This window comes from Streptomyces sp. NPDC018026 (assembly GCF_044327745.1).
Classification (GTDB): domain Bacteria; phylum Actinomycetota; class Actinomycetes; order Streptomycetales; family Streptomycetaceae; genus Streptomyces; species Streptomyces rubrogriseus.
In genome coordinates, this window is the sequence record NZ_JBIRFY010000015.1 from 213,081 (window position 1) to 229,897 (window position 16,817).

The window sequence follows — 16,817 nt, forward strand, 5'->3', positions numbered from 1 at the left end:
CGTACGACCGGCAGCTCGGCGGAAAGGACCGAGTACGTCCGGGCCGGTGTCCGGCCGCACCCCGGTCAGGCCGTCATCGGCCGGTCGTACGGGCCGACGGGGGCCGGCAGCCGGGTGCTGCCGCCGGACAGGTGGCGGTCCACGGCCGCCGCCACCGCCCGCCCCTCCGCGATCGCCCAGACGACGAGTGACTGCCCGCGCGCCGCGTCCCCGGCGGCGAACACGCCCGGGACGTTGGTCGCGAAGTCCCGGTCCCGGGCGATCGTGCCACGGGGCTCCATGTCCAGTCCCAGCCCGTCGACGAGCCCGTCCTGCCGGTCGGGCCCCGAGAAGCCGAGGGCGAGGAGGACCAGGTCCGCCGGGAGCGACCGCTCGCTGCCGGGCAGCGGACGGCGCCCGGCGTCCACCCCGACCAGGTGCAGCGCACGCACGTGCCCCCGCTCGTCGCCGGTGAAGCGGAGCGTGGACGCCGCGAACAGCCGCGCGTCCGCGTCCGCCGCCGGCGCGGAGCGCACATCGCGTGCCTCCTCGTGCGCCGCCGACAGCCGGTACAGGCGCGGACAGGTCGGCCAGGGCTCGGTCCGCTCGTCGCGCTCCGCACCCGGCCGTGCGTAGATGTCCAGCTGCGTCACGGACGCGGCCCGCTCCCGCAGCGCCGTACCGAGACAGTCCGCGCCCGTGTCGCCACCACCGACGACGACCACGTGCCTCCCGGCGGCGGACAGCGGGGAGCAGTCGAGGTCGCCCTCGCACACCCGGTTGGCCAGCGGCAGGTACTCCATCGCCTGATGCACCCCCGCCAGCTCCCGGCCGGGCACGGTCAGCTCGCGCCACGCCGTCGCCCCGGTGGCGATCACCACCGCGTCGTAGCGAGCTCGCAGCGCGGCGGCGTCCACGTCCCGTCCGACCGCCGTCGACGTACGGAACCTCGTCCCCTCCGCCCGCATCTGGCCGACGCGCCGCTCCAGGTGCCGCTTCTCCATCTTGAACTCGGGGATCCCGTACCGCAGCAGCCCACCGATCCGGTCGTCCCGCTCGTACACCGCGACCGTGTGCCCGGCCCGGGTCAGCTGCTGCGCCGCCGCGAGCCCCGTCGGTCCCGAACCGATCACCGCCACCGTCCTCCCGGACAGCCGCTCCGGCGGCCGGGGCGGGACGAAGCCCTCCTCCCAGGCCATGTCCGCGATCGCGCACTCGACGTTCTTGATGGTGACGGCGGGCTGGTTGATCGCGAGCACACAGCCCGCCTCGCACGGCGCCGGACACAACCGGCCGGTGAACTCCGGGAAGTTGTTCGTGGCGTGCAGCCGCTCGCTCGCCGCCCGCCAGTCCGACCGGGAGACCAGGTCGTTCCACTCCGGGATCAGGTTGCCCAGAGGACAGGCCTCGTGGCAGAAGGGGACGCCGCAGTCCATGCACCGGTCGGCCTGCCGGCCGACGATCGGCAGCAGCGCTCCCGGGACGTACACCTCGTCCCAGTCCCGGACCCGCTCGTCGACCGGTCTGCGGGGCCACTCCTCGCGGGGCGTCGTCAGGAAACCCTTGGGATCGGCCATGACCGTCTTCCTTGCCTGCGCAGTGGCCGGCCGTGCGCCGGGCGACGGCGCTCACGCGCTCCACGATACGACCGGTCCGCTCCGCGCGCAGAGCGCCGGGCGGCTTCTCGCCCGGGCCGGACCGCGCCGGGCCGGACCGCGCCGGGTCGGTGCGCGCCGGGTCGGTGCGCCGCAGCCCGTGCCGCGGCCGGCTCAGGTGAGGGCCAGCACGTACGCCACCGCCGCGGCGGCCGAGGCAACCGCACGCACGTGGTTCCAGGCCGTCCACTCGCGCACATAGGCCGGCCAGCGCTCGGCCGCCTCCGCGGAGCCCGGCTCCAGCCGGAGCAGCGCGGCGTTGCGCGGCACGTTGGCAGCCACGGTCACCCCGAACGACCCGACCAGGTACAGCCCGCTGCCCAGCAGCAGCTCCACCGCCGCCTCCTCGGGCCACAGCCCCAGCGTGACCACGGCGATCACCGCGGCCAGTGCCGCCGTCCCGAGGAACACGGACATGAAGGCCGGCCGCACCGCGGCCGTGTTGATCGAGTTCATCGCGGCGACCCCCTGGGCGGGCGGCAGCGCGGCGAGCCCCCGCATGACGAAGGTGGAGAAGGCACAGAAGACACCGGCGCTCACACCGGTCCCGATCACACCCAGCACCGCCAGCACGAAGTACGGTCCCTCGTCCATGTCGCGTCAACTCCCACCCGTCGAGTAACTGTCGGCCCGGTGCACGCCCTCCCGGCGCCACCGCCCGTCGATCACCCCAAGTCAACCGCCCCACCGGCACGGTGACCATGGCCGAGCGCCGCGAACCCATGCGCGAGCGTCCAGGAGGGCGGAGCGCTGCCCGGCGCGACGACCGGCGCGCCGGCCGACACCGGAACTGACGCATCATGGGCGGGTGCGACTGGAAGCGATCACCTGGGACCGGCTCGGCGACCGGCTCGCCGAGCGACTGCTCGACCTGGAACCCACCGACGGCAGTGCCTGGACGCGCGTCGCCCTCGACGGCGCCCCCGCCGCCCGGCCCGGCGACCTCGCCGAACGGGTCGGTGAGGCGTTGCGGGTGCGCGGACGCCCCTCCCTCGTCGTCGGCACGGAGGGCTTCCTGCGACCCGCCTCGCTGCGTCTGGAGTACGGGCACCAGGACGCCGAGTCCTACTACAACGGCTGGTACGACACCGGTGCCCTGTGGCGCGAGGTCTTCGATCCCGTCGGTCCCGGCGGCGACGGGCGGGTCCTGCCCGACCTGTGGGACCCGGTCACCGACCGAGCCACCCGCAGCCCCTACGCCCAACTCCCGCCCGGCGGCACGCTGCTGCTCCACGGGCCCTTTCTGCTCCGTCACTGGTTCCCCCTCGATCTGAGCGTCCATCTCGTCCTCACCCCGGGCGCCCTGCGTCGCCGCACCCCCGAGACCGAGCAGTGGACCCTGCCCGCCTTCGAGCGCTACGACCAGGAGACCGACCCGTCGGGCACCGCCGACGTCCTGGTGCGCGCCGACGATCCACGGCATCCCGCCTGGAGCGGCTGAACCGGCCGGCCGACCCGGTGCGGCGGCCCCTCAGAGCCAGCCGTTGCGCCGGAAGCCCCGGTGCAGGGCCAGGCAGCCGACGGCTATCACGCCGATGACCAGGCCGTAGCCGTACCGCCAGCCCAGCTCCGGCATGTGGTCGAAGTTCATGCCGTACACGCCGCAGACCATCGTGGGCACCGCGACGATGGCGGCCCAGGCCGTGATCTTCCGCATGTCCTCGTTCTGCGCCACCGTCACGCGGGCCAGGTGGGCCTGGAGGATGGAGTTGAGGAGTTCGTCGAACGCCGCGATCTGATCGGTGGCCCGCAGCAGATGATCGGCGACGTCGCGGAAGTAGGCCTGTATCTCCGGCTCGACCACCCGGAACGGCCGGGTGGCCAGCTCCTCCAGCGGGCGGCCGAGCGGCACCACGGCCCGGCGCAGCTCCAGGAGTTCACGCTTGAGCTGGTAGATGCGCCCCGGGTCGACCCGCGCGCCGTTGTCCGCGAACACCTCCGTCTCGACATGGTCGATGTCCTCCTGGACCGACTCGATGACGCTCAGGAAGTCGTCCACCACATGGTCCGCGATCGCGTGCAGCACCGCGGAGGGGCCCTTGGCGAGCTGGGCCGGATCGGACTCCAGTCCTTCCCGCAGCGGTCCCAGCGAGCCGTGCCTCCCGTGCCGCACGGTGATCACGAAGTCCGGCCCGGCGAACACCATGATCTCGCCCGTGCTCACCACCTCGCTCGTGGCCGTCAGTTCCTCGTGCTCCACGTAGCAGACCGTCTTGAACACGGCGAAGAGCGTCTCTCCGTACCGCTCCACCTTGGGTCGCTGGTGGGCCTCGATCGCGTCCTCCACCGCCAGCGGATGCAGCTCGAAGAGCTCCGCGACACCCGCGAACTCCTGGTCCGTCGGCTCGTGCAGACCGAGCCAGACGAAGCCCGCCCCGCGCCTGCGCATCCGCGCCACGACGTCGACCGGATCGCCGGCCTCGGGCATGCGGACACCGTCCCGGTAGGTCACGCAGTTCACCACCGAGGAGCCCAGCGGGGAACGGGCGGGGTGACTCAGGTCCACCCGGGGGCGCCGGCGGGCCAGGCGTGCCACCTTCCGCAGGCCGCCGACCCTGCCCAGCCCCGTGACCTTCCGCAGATTGCCCGCCATGGTCATCCGAATCTCCTCGCGTGGGTCCCCTCGCGCTGTGCTTCCCGCGCCTTGGCAGGCCAGTTTGCCAGGCCGGCGGGAACGGCGAACGGGCCTGTGGAAACGGGGGATTCCGCTTTGTTCCCGCCTGTGGACGGGCCACTCGGGTCAGCCGCACGCCTAGTCCCGGACCGGCCCGGCCGTCGCGGAGGAGGCCCGGGTGCCGGAGCGTCGCCCCCATCGGGCAAGCGGGACAACTGGGATGATCGCAGCATGACGCGAACCGACGGATACCTCCTCGACAACGGGCAGTCCGAGGCGGCGGAGCGCTTCGACGCCTTCGCCACGCTCTTCGATCCCACGACGTTCCGGCACCTGGAGGCACTCGGCGTCGGCCCCGGCTGGCGCTGCTGGGAGGTCGGAGCCGGAGGCACCTCCGTGGCGTCGTGGCTGGCCAAGCGGGTGGGGCCGACCGGCAGGGTCCTCGCGACGGACATCGACACCTCGCGGGTCGCCCCGGCCGGCCGGCCGCCGGTGGAGGTGCGCGTGCACGACGTGGGGGCGGAGGAACCGCCCGGGGAGGGCTTCGACCTGGTCCACGCCCGACTCGTCCTCGTCCATGTCCCCGACCGGGACAGGGCGTTGCGGTCGATGATCAGGGCCCTGCGTCCCGGCGGCCGCCTCCTGGTCGAGGACGCCGACCCGGCACTCCAGCCCCTGCTCTGCCCCGACGAGCACGGACCCGAGCAGGAGCTGGCGAACCGGCTCCGGCACGGCTTCCGCCAACTGCTGTCCGGTCGCGGGGCCGACCTCTCCTACGGCCGCCGGCTGCCCCGGCTGCTCCGGGAGGCGGGACTGCGCAGAGTGGAGGCCGACGCCTACTTCCCGGTCACCTCGCCCGCGTGCGCCGCGCTGGAGTCCGCGACGGTACGGCAGGTCCGCGATCAGCTGGTCGCCGCCCGAGTGGCCACCCACGACGACATCGACCGCCACCTCGCGAACGTGGCGTCCGGCGGCATGGACCTCGCGACGGCGCCGATGATCTCGGCGTGGGGACGCAAGGGGTGACCCCTGAGTCCCGCTAACCGCCGCCCGGTCCCCGGCCGGCCGCCCGTGGCGGTCTCCCGCCCACCCGTTCGACCGCCCGTGCGCCCGCCCGGCACCCGGCGGCCGTGGCCTCCTCGGCCTCCGCGCCCGCGAGCAGTGCGGCGAGGAACGCTCCGGTGAAGGCGTCACCGGCGCCCGTACTGTCCCGCGGTGCCGCCGCGACCGCGGCGACCCGCGCGCCCACGGTGCCGGACCGTGCCACCAGGGCTCCCTTCGCCCCCTGCTTGACGATCACCAGCGGTACGTGCCGGCTGAGCTTCGCCGCCGCGTCCGCCACGTCGGGCAGGCCCGTGAGCAGACACGCCTCGTCACGGCTGGGCAGCAGTACGTCCACGCCCCCGACCAGGCCGAGGAAGCGGTCGACGCCCAGCGCGGCGAGGAACCCGGCCGACGCCGGGTCCAGACTGACCGGCACCCCCCGCGCGCGGGCCGCCGCCAGGGCGACCGCCACCAGGGCGCGGCCCGGCTCCGAGAAGAGGAGGTAGCCCGAGAGGTGCAGCCGGCCCACGCCGTCGAGCAGCATGTCCGACCAGTCGCCCGGCCCGATCCGCAACGCCGCCCCGCTGTCGGTGAGAAACGTCCGCTCGGCCGAGTCGGCGGTGTCGACCAGGCAGATCACCGTCCCGGTGGGCGCCGCCGCGTCGACGACGAGGAGCGGACGCACCCCGCACGCCGTCAGTTCCCGTTCGTGCCACGCGGACGCGTCGGTGCCCACCCGGCCCAGCAGCCGCACGTCTCCGCACCCCTCGTGCGCGGCCCAGCAGGCCACGTTGGCGCCCGCCCCGCCGGGCAGCCGCCGCACCGCGGCGGCGGTGTCCGTGCCGGGGGCCAGCGGTCCCCGGTGCCGGGCGACGATGTCGGTGACCACGTCCCCGACGACCAGCAGCGCACGGCCCGGGGCCGGGCTCATGCCCCGGTCCAGGCCGCCGCGATCCGGGCCGCCAGCCGCACGTTCCCCCGCACCGCAGCCAGGTTGGCGCTCAGCGAGGCGCCGTCGGTGAGCCGCACCAGGCGTTCGAGGAGGAACGGCGTGACCGCCTGGCCCGTGACACCCTCCGCCTCGCAGGCGTGCAGCGCGTCGGCGAGCACGCGCGCGTGGAGCGCGGGATCGAGCTGCTCCTCCTCGGGAACGGGGTTGGCGACCACGAGCGCGGACCGCGGTCCGTCCAGCGCGTCCTGCGCCCGCATGACCGCCGCCACCTGCTGCGGGTCGTCCAGCGTCCAGTCCACCGGATGCCCCGAGTCGGACAGGTAGAAGCCGGGGAAGCGGTCCGTGCCGTAACCGGCCACGGCGACCCCCAGCGTCTCCAGCCGCTGCAGGGTCGCCGGTACGTCCAGGATCGACTTCACGCCCGCGCAGACCACCGTGATCCGGGTGCGGGCCAGCAGACCCAGGTCGGCCGACTCGTCCTGCGTCACCGTCCACTCCCGGTGGACGCCGCCCAGCCCTCCGGTCGCGAACACCCGTACACCCGCGAGGTCCGCCAGCAGGGCGGTCGCCGACACGGTGGTCGCCCCGCTCGCGCCGGAGGCCACCGCGAGCGGCAGGTCCCGGTGTCCCAGCTTGCGGATGCCGTCCTCGTTGGCGACCCGTTCCAGCTGCTCCTTGTCCAGGCCGACATGCGGCCGGCCGTCCAGCACGGCGATCGTCGCCGGTACCGCGCCCTCCCGCCGCACCGCCTCCTCCAGCTCCCGCGCCACCAGCAGATTGCGCGGGCGGGGCAGGCCGTGCGCGATGATCGTGGACTCCAGGGCCACCACGGGGCGACGCGCGTCCACCGCCTCCCGCACCTCTTCCGACACCACCAGCATCACGAGCGTGCCTCCTGTCCGACGGTTCTCCCTCGGCTCCGGTCTCCCCTCATCCCTGGCGGGTGCGGGACCGGGCCAAACCCGACGGCGCCGGAACGGGCCCCTTGCGGCCCCCGGAGCCAACCGTGAGCCTGGGAGCCATGACGGACAACACGACACGTCTCGACCACATCGTCCTCTGGGTGCGCGACCCGGTCGCCGCGGCCGGCTTCTACGAGAAGAACCTGGGCCTCGAGCCGCTGCGCATCACCGAGTACGCCGCAGGGACCGTGAGCTTCCCTTCCGTGCGTCTCAACGACGAGACCATCCTCGACCTCGCACCGCACGCCATGGCGGACCGCATGCGCATGCTGCCCGGCGCCGACGCCAGTTCCGGGCATCCCGTCAACCACATCTGCGTGTCGCTGTCCCCGCACGACTTCGACGCCCTGCGCACCCGCCTGGAGGAGCAGTCCGTGCCCGTCTCGGACCTCTCGTACGACTCCTACGGCGCCCGTGGCATGGCCAGGCGAAGCTTCTACTTCGGCGACCCGGACGGCAACATCATCGAGGCCCGGCACTACGAGTAGCCCCGCCCGGCCGCTGTCCGCCCCTCAGAACAGCGGCTCGGGCAGCACACCCTCCAGCGCGAGCAGCCGCCGCTTGGTGTCCACGCCGCCGCCGAACCCGCCGATGCCGCCGTCGCTCTCCACGACCCGGTGGCACGGCACGACGACCGGCAGCGGATTGGCCCCCATGGCCATGCCCACCGCCTGGGCGGCACCCGGCCGGCCCACCCGGCCGGCCAGGTCGCCGTAGCCGACGACCGAGCCGTAGGGGACGCCGGACGCCAGCTCGCGCAGCACCTGCCGGTTGAAGCCCGAGATGAGCGACCAGTCCAACGGCAGCTCGAAGTCGCGCCTGCGGCCCGCGAAGTAGGCCTCCACCTGGCGTATCGCCTCGGCCAGCAGCGGGGAGCCGGGCGCCTCGACGGGCTCCGTGCCCAGCCGGGCCGTGAGTCTTTCGAGCGCCCGGCCGCGCGTGGCGTCGGTGGCGTGGAACACGACGTTGACGAGACCGTCGTGGGTGGCGGCCAGCAGCAGCGGACCTATGTCGGTGCCGACGACGGTCCACACGACCTGCTGCTCGTACTGCCCGTGGCTGTCCATGTGCCCACGGTACGGCCCGCCACCGACAACGCCCGGGTCAGTCCACGGCGTCCCGCACCACGTCGGGCTTGTTCGTGATGATGCCGTCGACTTCGTACCCGGCGACCCGGCGCGCGGTGTCCGCGTCGTTCACCGTCCAGGTGAGGACCTCGAGCGGCCTGCCGTGCGGCCCGGTGAACGCGTGGACCGCGGACACGTAGCTCATGGAGAGCGAACCGTACGACGGATTGATCTGGTCGGCGAACTCCGCGTACGCCGGCAGGTCCGACACGGCCGGGGTGCCGAGGAACCCGGTCTTGACGGCGGGCTTGAGGTCGTGGACGGTCCGGATGCTGTCGGCGTCGAAGCTCTGCACGACCAGCCGTCCCGCCACGTGCCGCCGGTCGAGCCAGCCCTCGTTGGCGAGGACCTTCAGGGTCTGCCGTTCGATGCCCGGGTACAGCCCCGGGCTCTTCAGCTCCAGCAGCAGCTTCTGGTGATTGTGCTCCACGCGGTGCACGTACTGCTCCAGCGTCGGTACGCGCGCGCCCGCGTACTCGGACCCGAACCAGCTCCCCGCGTCCAGCCGCGCGATCTCGGCGGCGGTGAAGTCCTTCACCTTCCAGGGCGAGCGGTCGGGGAAGACCTCCTCCACGTCGGTCGTCCGGGCCAGGCTCTCGTCGTGGAGGACGACCAGTTCGCCGTCCCGGGTGCGCTGGACGTCGTTCTCCACCCAGCGGATGCCCAGCTCGGCCGCCCGGTCGACGGCGGCCAGCGTGTTCTCCGGCGCGTACCCGGAAGCACCCCGGTGGGCCACGACCGTGGGCCCGTCGTCCCCCACCCCGTCCGCTCGCGCGTGCGAGAGCGGGGCCGTGAGGGCGACTCCAAGAAGGGCGGTGGTCGTGACGGCTACTGCGCGCACGTGCATGCGTACTCCTCGCGTCGAACGATCACGGACAGCACCACTGTGACATCAGAGAGTCAATGAAAGAGGGGTACGGAGTGGCCGCAGGCTGAATGGAGTTGCTCAACTACGCTCACGGGGGCGGCACAACTGGGGCGAGACCGTGATTCTTTGCCGGAGAATCGTTCGACCATTCCGGTGGACGCCATACTCTCTGCCTCGACCCTGAATCGTTCGCGCGGTCCCGGGAGGGGGCGCACATCAGGAGAATCCGGGACACCACCGGGGCGTAAGAAGGCGGAAGGGCAGCCGCACATGCACAGCACGGTCCACGGATTCAGCTACGGACTCGTCACACCGCTGGTGGCCTACCTCATGGCCTGTCTCGGCGGCGCCCTCGGTCTGCGCTGCACCGCCAGGGCCGTGCTGGTCAGCCGCTCCTGGCGCCCCGGCTGGCTGGCCCTCGGCTCGGCGGCGATCGGTTCCGGCATCTGGACCATGCACTTCGTCGCGATGATGGGCTTCACGATCGAGCACACCCCGATCCGCTACGACTGGGTGATGACCTTCGCCAGCCTGGCCGTCGCCATCGTCATGGTGGGTGTCGGGATCTTCATCGTCGGCTACCGGGGCGCGCGCGGGGCCGCCCTGTTCACCGGCGGCACCATCACCGGCCTGGGCATCGCCTCGATGCACTACCTGGGAATGGCCGGGATGCACCTGGACGGACAGCTGACGTACAACACGTTCACCGTCGCCGTGTCCGTCGTCATAGCCATGGTCGCCGCCACCGCCGCCCTGTGGGCGGCCGGACAGGTCCGGGGCTTCCTGTGGAGTGTGGGTGCGGCCCTGATCATGGGGCTGGCCGTCACCGGCATGCACTACACGGGAATGGCCGCGGTCGAGGTCCACCTCAGCGGCACGGCCGAGCCCTCCGTCGGCGGATCGCCCGCCGAACTGCTCGCCCCCATGCTGATCGGTCCCCTCGCCTTCCTCCTCCTCGCCGGCGCCGTCGTCATGTTCGACCCGCTGATGGTGATGGGAAGGCCCGCCGTGCTCCCTGCCGAGCGGAAGCCGGGCATCCCCGCCCACACCGAGGTCCCGCGCACGATCCGCCACCCGGCACACCACCCCGCGCGCCGCACCCGCCGCCCCCTCGGCCACCGGCGCTCCCGCACCCCGCAGAACCGCTGACGGGGCCCGTTGTCAGTGCGGGGTCGTACGGTGGAACCCATGCGGCCCGTTTCCCAGATCGAACGCACGGTGGCGCCCTTCGAGGTCGTCAGCCCCTACCAGCCGAGCGGCGACCAGCCGGCGGCCATCGCCGAGCTGGCCCGGCGCGTCCAGGCGGGCGAGAAGGACGTCGTCCTGCTCGGCGCGACCGGCACCGGCAAGTCCGCCACCACCGCGTGGATGATCGAAAAGCTCCAGCGCCCCACCCTGGTGATGGCGCCGAACAAGACCCTGGCCGCCCAGCTGGCCAACGAGTTCCGTGAGCTGCTGCCGAACAACGCCGTCGAGTACTTCGTCTCGTACTACGACTACTACCAGCCCGAGGCCTACGTCCCCCAGTCGGACACCTACATCGAGAAGGACTCCTCGATCAACGAGGAGGTGGAGCGCCTGCGCCACTCCGCCACCAACTCGCTGCTCACCCGCCGTGACGTCGTCGTGGTCGCCTCCGTGTCCTGCATCTACGGCCTCGGCACCCCGCAGGAGTACGTGGACCGCATGGTCCCGTTGCGGGTCGGCGAGGAGCACGACCGGGACGAGCTGCTGCGCCGCTTCGTAGACATCCAGTACACCCGCAACGACATGGCCTTCGCGCGCGGCACCTTCCGGGTGCGCGGCGACACCATCGAGATCTTCCCGGTCTACGAGGAGCTGGCCGTCCGCATCGAGATGTTCGGCGACGAGATCGAGGCCCTGTCCACCCTCCACCCGGTCACCGGCGAGATCATCAGCGACGACCAGCAGCTGTACGTCTTCCCGGCCTCCCACTACGTCGCCGGCCCCGAGCGCCTGGAGCGGGCGGTCAACGACATCGAGAAGGAGCTGGCCGAGCGCCTGACCGACCTGGAGAAGCAGGGCAAGCTCCTGGAGGCCCAGCGGCTGCGGATGCGCACCACGTACGACATCGAGATGCTCCGCCAGATCGGCTCCTGCTCCGGCGTGGAGAACTACTCGATGCACTTCGACGGCCGCTCGCCCGGCTCCCCGCCGAACACACTGCTCGACTACTTCCCGGACGACTTCCTGCTCGTCATCGACGAGTCGCACGTCACCGTGCCGCAGATCGGCGCCATGTACGAGGGCGACGCCTCCCGCAAGCGGACCCTGGTCGACCACGGCTTCCGACTGCCCTCCGCCCTCGACAACCGCCCGCTGAAGTGGGAGGAGTTCCAGGAGCGCATCGGCCAGGCCGTCTACCTGTCGGCGACCCCGGGCGCCTACGAGCTCTCCCGTTCGGACGGCGCCGTCGAGCAGATCATCCGCCCGACCGGCCTGGTCGACCCCGAGGTCGTCGTCAAGCCCACCGAGGGGCAGATCGACGACCTGGTGCACGAGATCCGCACGCGCACCGAGAAGGACGAACGCGTCCTGGTCACCACCCTCACCAAGAAGATGGCCGAGGACCTCACCGACTACTTCGTGGAGCTCGGCATCCAGGTCCGCTACCTCCACAGCGACGTCGACACGCTGCGCCGGGTCGAGCTGCTGCGCGAGCTGCGCGCCGGCGAGTACGACGTCCTGGTCGGCATCAACCTGCTGCGCGAGGGCCTCGACCTGCCCGAGGTGTCCCTGGTGGCGATCCTCGACGCCGACAAGGAGGGCTTCCTGCGCTCCGGCACCTCCCTCATCCAGACCATCGGCCGCGCGGCGCGCAACGTCTCCGGCCAGGTCCACATGTACGCGGACAAGATCACGCCGGCGATGGAGAAGGCCATCGACGAGACCAACCGCCGCCGCGAGAAGCAGGTCGCGTTCAACAAGGCGAACGGCGTCGATCCGCAGCCGCTCCGCAAGAAGATCAACGACATCGTGGCGCAGATCGCCCGCGAGGACGTCGACACCGAACAGCTCCTCGGCTCGGGCTACCGTCAGGCGAAGGAGGGCAAGGGCGCCAAGGCTCCCGTGCCCGCGCTGGGCGGCCAGGCGACGGGCGGAGCCAAGGCGGCCAGGGGCAGGGCCAAGGAGACGGCGGTGACCGACCGTCCCGCGGCGGAGCTGGCCGAGCAGATCGAGGACCTCACCACCCGGATGCGGGCGGCCGCGGCCGACCTCCAGTTCGAGATCGCGGCCCGGCTGCGCGACGAGGTCTCCGAGATGAAGAAGGAACTGCGCCAGATGCGGGAGGCGGGCCTGGCCTGACGGCCCCCTCCGGGCACGCGCTGTGTTGCAAGACCGACACAAAGCGCGGACCGGGGTGGGGCACTGTCAGTGCCCCTGCGTAGGGTTCTGGTCAACCGCGGGGTCCGCGGCAACAGGGGACAGTTCGAGAGGGGATCAGCGCGTGACCGTCAACATGACCAAGGGTCAGGCCATCAGTCTGCAGAAGAGCGACGGCGGCAGCCTGACGTCGGTGCGGATGGGTCTCGGCTGGCAGGCGGCTCCCCGGCGCGGCCTGTTCGGTTCGCGCACCCGGGAGATCGACCTGGACGCCTCCGCGGTCCTCTTCGCGGACAAGCAGCCGGTCGACGTCGTCTTCTTCCGCCACCTGGTGAGCGACGACGGCTCGGTGCGCCACACCGGGGACAACCTCGTCGGCGGTGTCGGCCAGGGCGGCGACGACGAGGCGATCCTCGTCGACCTGCAACGCGTTCCGGTCCACATCGACCAGATCGTCTTCACGGTGAACTCCTTCACCGGCCAGACCTTCCAGGAGGTGCAGAACGCCTTCTGCCGCCTGGTCGACGAGACCAACGGCCAGGAGCTCGCCCGCTACACGCTGGCCGGCGGCGGGGCCTTCACGGCCCAGATCATGGCCAAGGTGCACCGCGCGGGCCAGGGCTGGGCGATGACCGCCATCGGCACCCCGGCCAACGGCCGCACCTTCCAGGACCTGATGCCGGCGATCCTGCCGGTCCTGTAGCAGCCGGCCTGCGGCAGCCCGGCCCGCAGCAGCGCGTGCCGCAGCAGTCCGACACGAACCGGCCGGTCCCCGCGCGGGACCGGCCTCACCCGCGTGACGCCTCGCGGGTGACAGACGAATGACACAGGGGGAAAGGCGATGACGGCCGAGCTGACGCGGGGACAGAACCACCCGCTTCCCCGGGCTCGTCTCGAGATCCGGGTCTCGGCCGGTACGCCGGTCGTGGCCGGGGCCACGCTCGGCGACGAGAACGGCACGATCCACGGCGTCGAACGGGTGGTCCACCCCGGTGCGCCCACCCTGCCGGGCCTGGAGGTCTCCCGACAGGCCGCCGCCGACCACCGTCTCGCGGTGGACCTGGACGCCGTGCCGGACGCCGTGCACCGTGTCAGCGTGCTGCTCGCCCTGCCCACCGGCGGGCGGGGCCCGGCCAGGTTCGGGGCCGTCGCCGCCCCCTTCGTCGCCGTCACGGACCTCGACGGCGACGAGGTCGCCAGCTACACCATCACCGGCCTGGAGGCCGAGTCCGCCGTCGTCGCCCTGGAGCTCTACCGGCGCCAGGGCGCGTGGAAGGTGCGCGCCGTCGGCCAGGGCTACGCGGGCGGCCTCGCCGAGCTGCTCGCCGACCAGGAGCTTTCCCAGGCCCACCAGCTCGCGGCGACCATCCACGAGGCGGTGGCGAGCGGACTGGCCCGTTCGATACCGGCCCCGCCGGCCGCCGCCCCGGCGCACCGTCCGGACCACGGCACCGCGCCCGGGACCGGCCCCGGCGGCCCCGTCCCGCCGGCCTCCCCGTACGACCCCCAGGGAGCTTCCGCCCCCGGCCCACAGGCGCCCGGGGCACCGGGACGCCCCGGGGGACAGCAGCCCTACCCGAGCGGGCCGGGGGAGCCCGCCACCACCGGCCAGCCGTCCACTCCCGCCGCGGGCGGACCGATCGACTACAGCCACCCGCGCCGGCAGAACGCGGCGCCGCCCCCGCCCCCGCCTGCCGCACCCCCGTCCGAACCGGGCAGGCCGGCCCGGCCCGTCGCCGGTGACGCCACCGGCTGGTCCATGGAGGAGCGGCTCTACAACCAGGTGTGGGGCATGTTCGAGGACCTGGCCCGCACCACGGCCGCGTACCGCAGCGCCGTCGACTTCGCCGACTCCCGTATGGAGAAGGAGCTCGACCAGGCCCTGTCCGACCCCCGCAGCCGGATCGGCGGGCAGGGCGACGCGGCCAGGGAAGCGGCGCGCGCCCGGCACGGCCAGTTGGTCTCCCAGGCCCGGGAGGTCCTGGACCGGGACGTCGCCCAGCTCGCCGCCGAGGCCGAGGTCGTCGAGCCCGCGCTGCCGACGGCCTTCGCCCGCTGGGACAACCCCGTCTGGCACGCCTACCGCGTCCCCATGGAGATCCCGATGGCCCTGCGGCTGGGCGATCTCCATCTGCCGGAGGCCGACCGCATCCGCATCCCGATGCTGATCCGGCTGCCGCTCGAGCGCGGCCTGTGGATCGACAGCGGGCGCTCCGCCTCGCTCGACGGGTCGTTCGCCGACTCCCACGAGATGCGGCGCCTGGGCCTGGAGACGGCCGTCGCCCACGCGGCCCGGCTGCTCGCCGTCTACCCGGCGGGCGAGTTCACCGTGCACGTGATCGATCCGGCCGGGTCCGGGGCGCAGGCACTGGCGCCGCTGACGCAGAGCGGGGTGCTCGCCGCGCCGCCCGCCCAGGGTGCCGCCGGGGCGGCGGACGTACTGGCCCGTCTCACCCAGCGCGTCGACCTGGTCCAGATGGCGTTGCGCGGCGGTGCGCCCGACGCGCTCCCGCCCGGCCTCGACACCTCGCAGCAGCTGCTGATCGTCAACGACTTCCCGCACGGCTTCGACGACCGTGCCGTCAACCAGCTGCGTTACCTCGCCGACGAGGGACCGGCCGTCGGCGTCCACCTGATGATGGTCGCCGACCGCGAGGAGTCCGCCGGGTTCGGTCCGCTCCTCGACCCGCTGTGGCGCTCGCTGCTGCGGCTGACACCGGTGGCCGAGGACCACCTCGCCGACCCGTGGGTCGGTCATGCCTGGACGTACGAGCCGCCGCTCGTGCCGCCGGGCAGCCAGGTGCTCCAGCAGGTGCTCGCGCAGGTCGCCGCCGCCCGCCGCTCATGGGATCGGTGACCGCCTCCGAGCTGGCCTTTTGAGCTTTATTTGCAAATCTCTTTACCTTTCCTTGGGGATTGGGGTACTGTCATCCGTACGGAGGGGAGTACTCCCTGTCTGCTGCGGCGTACCCGTCAATACGGATCAGGCCAGATCCCGGGGCGTCGGCCCGTGGTTCCGGGCGCATCACGCGCCCCGGACACCTGGGTGGAAGAGACCTCCGGCAGCGACGACGCTGACATCTGCCGTGTGACGTACTGCCGGAGGCGTAGTGGAAGTTTCGGTGACCCTGTGGGTCCTGACCATCGTGGGCCTTGCCGCCCTCATCGCGGTCGATTTCTTCATCGGCCGCAAACCGCACGACGTATCGATCAAGGAAGCCGGCATCTGGACCGGCGTCTGGATCGCCCTGGCGGGCCTCTTCGGGCTCGGCCTGCTCCTCTTCGGCGGCGGTGAGCCCGCCGGCGAGTTCTTCGCGGGCTTCATCACCGAGAAGTCGCTGAGCGTGGACAACCTCTTCGTCTTCGTTCTGATCATGGCGAAGTTCGCGGTGCCCTCCCAGTACCAGCAGCGGGTTCTGCTCATCGGCGTGCTCATAGCCCTGGTGCTGAGGGCCGTCTTCATCGCCGCCGGTGCCGCGATCCTCGCCAGCTTCGCTTGGGTCTTCTACATCTTCGGTGCCTTCCTCATCTACACCGCCTGGAAGCTCATCCAGGAGGCCCGGGCCGACGAGGAGGACGAGGAGTTCGAGGAGAACAAGCTCCTCAAGGCCGCGGAGCGTCGCTTCGGTGTCGCCGACCGGTACCACGGCACCAAGCTGTGGATCGAGGAGAACGGCAAGCGGATCATGACCCCGATGCTGGTCGTGATGCTCGCCATCGGCACCACCGACGTGCTCTTCGCGCTCGACTCCATCCCGGCGATCTTCGGTCTGACCCAGGACCCGTACATCGTGTTCACGGCCAACGCGTTCGCGCTGATGGGTCTGCGACAGCTGTACTTCCTCATCGGTGGTCTGCTGAGGAAGCTGGTCCACCTGTCCTACGGCCTGTCGGTGATCCTGGGCTTCATCGGCGTGAAGCTGGTGCTGCACGCTCTGCACGAGTCCGGCGTCAACGTCCCCGAGATCAGCATTCCGGTCTCGCTCGGCGTGATCTGCTCCGTCCTGATCGTCACCACGATCACCAGCCTCCGCGCCTCGAAGAAGCAGGCCGCGGCGGAAGCGGCGGCCGCCGGGGGCGACGACACCCGCAAGGACAGCGTCGAGGCCTGATTCACCCGGGCCTGGGCCCGGACTCCGGGAGCGGGGGCCCGCGGGGGGGCCCGGGGCCCCCCCCCCCCCGGGGGCCCGCGGGGGGGGGGGGGGGGGGGGCCCCCCCCCCCCGCGGGGGGGGCCCCGCGCCCCCCGGGCCCCAAAACCCCACGGGGCCCC

Annotated in this window: 15 protein-coding genes; 8 read left to right on the plus strand and 7 right to left on the minus strand. The window is 72.4% G+C overall.

The window, feature by feature from the left end; translation table 11 throughout:
* Positions 1-65: 65 nt before the first annotated feature.
* Together ACH4D3_RS34415 and ACH4D3_RS34420 are read right to left on the minus strand one after the other, a co-directional pair.
* A complete protein-coding gene (locus ACH4D3_RS34415; RefSeq protein ID WP_398330553.1) occupies positions 66-1,556 on the minus strand; it encodes a glutamate synthase subunit beta in 1,491 nt (496 codons plus the stop codon).
* Positions 1,557-1,748: 192 nt separating this feature from the next.
* Positions 1,749-2,228 (minus strand): DUF1772 domain-containing protein, encoded by a 480-nt coding sequence (locus ACH4D3_RS34420; RefSeq protein WP_398330556.1) that lies wholly within the window; start codon positions 2,226-2,228, stop codon positions 1,749-1,751.
* A 214-nt stretch (positions 2,229-2,442) separates the two neighbouring features.
* On the opposite strand from ACH4D3_RS34420, the gene ACH4D3_RS34425 reads away from it, so the two are divergent.
* On the plus strand, positions 2,443-3,075 hold the full coding sequence (locus ACH4D3_RS34425; RefSeq protein ID WP_398330559.1) for a uridine kinase: 633 nt from the start codon (positions 2,443-2,445) through the stop codon (positions 3,073-3,075).
* Positions 3,076-3,105: 30 nt separating this feature from the next.
* Here ACH4D3_RS34425 and ACH4D3_RS34430 read toward each other — a convergent pair whose 3' ends face one another.
* A complete protein-coding gene (locus tag ACH4D3_RS34430) occupies positions 3,106-4,233 on the minus strand; it encodes a magnesium and cobalt transport protein CorA (RefSeq protein WP_398330562.1) in 1,128 nt (375 codons plus the stop codon).
* A 246-nt stretch (positions 4,234-4,479) separates the two neighbouring features.
* On the opposite strand from ACH4D3_RS34430, the gene ACH4D3_RS34435 reads away from it, so the two are divergent.
* Positions 4,480-5,274: a methyltransferase domain-containing protein gene (locus ACH4D3_RS34435; RefSeq protein WP_398330564.1), complete on the plus strand. Its 795-nt coding sequence runs from the start codon at positions 4,480-4,482 to the stop codon at positions 5,272-5,274.
* Positions 5,275-5,287: 13 nt separating this feature from the next.
* Here ACH4D3_RS34435 and ACH4D3_RS34440 read toward each other — a convergent pair whose 3' ends face one another.
* Both ACH4D3_RS34440 and ACH4D3_RS34445 read right to left on the minus strand, forming a co-directional pair.
* Entirely contained in the window at positions 5,288-6,223 is a 936-nt protein-coding gene (locus tag ACH4D3_RS34440; protein ID WP_398330567.1) for a carbohydrate kinase family protein, read from the minus strand.
* Positions 6,220-7,125, minus strand: a complete 906-nt coding sequence (locus tag ACH4D3_RS34445; protein WP_398330570.1) for a pseudouridine-5'-phosphate glycosidase — start codon at positions 7,123-7,125, stop codon at positions 6,220-6,222. Before ACH4D3_RS34445 ends, ACH4D3_RS34440 begins: the two co-directional genes overlap by 4 nt.
* A 140-nt stretch (positions 7,126-7,265) precedes the next feature.
* Between ACH4D3_RS34445 and ACH4D3_RS34450 the strand changes: the two genes are divergently transcribed.
* Entirely contained in the window at positions 7,266-7,694 is a 429-nt protein-coding gene (locus tag ACH4D3_RS34450) for a VOC family protein (protein ID WP_398330573.1), read from the plus strand.
* A 24-nt stretch (positions 7,695-7,718) separates the two neighbouring features.
* On the opposite strand, the gene ACH4D3_RS34455 is transcribed toward ACH4D3_RS34450, so the two are convergent.
* On the minus strand, positions 7,719-8,273 hold the full coding sequence (locus tag ACH4D3_RS34455) for a methylated-DNA--[protein]-cysteine S-methyltransferase (RefSeq protein ID WP_398330576.1): 555 nt from the start codon (positions 8,271-8,273) through the stop codon (positions 7,719-7,721).
* 37 nt (positions 8,274-8,310) lie between these two features.
* Positions 8,311-9,180, minus strand: a complete 870-nt coding sequence (locus ACH4D3_RS34460) for a glycerophosphodiester phosphodiesterase (RefSeq protein ID WP_398330579.1) — start codon at positions 9,178-9,180, stop codon at positions 8,311-8,313.
* 291 nt (positions 9,181-9,471) lie between these two features.
* Between ACH4D3_RS34460 and ACH4D3_RS34465 the strand changes: the two genes are divergently transcribed.
* From ACH4D3_RS34465 to ACH4D3_RS34485, 5 genes are all read left to right on the plus strand, one after another.
* Positions 9,472-10,350, plus strand: a complete 879-nt coding sequence (locus tag ACH4D3_RS34465) for an MHYT domain-containing protein (protein ID WP_398330582.1) — start codon at positions 9,472-9,474, stop codon at positions 10,348-10,350.
* Positions 10,351-10,389: 39 nt separating this feature from the next.
* On the plus strand, positions 10,390-12,528 hold the full coding sequence (gene uvrB / locus ACH4D3_RS34470; protein ID WP_398330585.1) for an excinuclease ABC subunit UvrB: 2,139 nt from the start codon (positions 10,390-10,392) through the stop codon (positions 12,526-12,528).
* Between the two features lie 142 nt (positions 12,529-12,670).
* Positions 12,671-13,249: a TerD family protein gene (locus ACH4D3_RS34475; RefSeq protein WP_052841581.1), complete on the plus strand. Its 579-nt coding sequence runs from the start codon at positions 12,671-12,673 to the stop codon at positions 13,247-13,249.
* 138 nt (positions 13,250-13,387) lie between these two features.
* Positions 13,388-15,403 carry a TerD family protein gene (locus ACH4D3_RS34480; protein ID WP_398330587.1) on the plus strand — a complete coding sequence of 672 codons (2,016 nt, stop codon included), beginning with the start codon at positions 13,388-13,390 and terminating at the stop codon, positions 15,401-15,403.
* Positions 15,404-15,656: 253 nt separating this feature from the next.
* The gene (locus ACH4D3_RS34485) at positions 15,657-16,658 is read left to right on the plus strand and encodes a TerC family protein (RefSeq protein ID WP_398330590.1); all 1,002 of its coding nucleotides are present in this window, start codon (positions 15,657-15,659) and stop codon (positions 16,656-16,658) included.
* Positions 16,659-16,817: the final 159 nt, after the last annotated feature.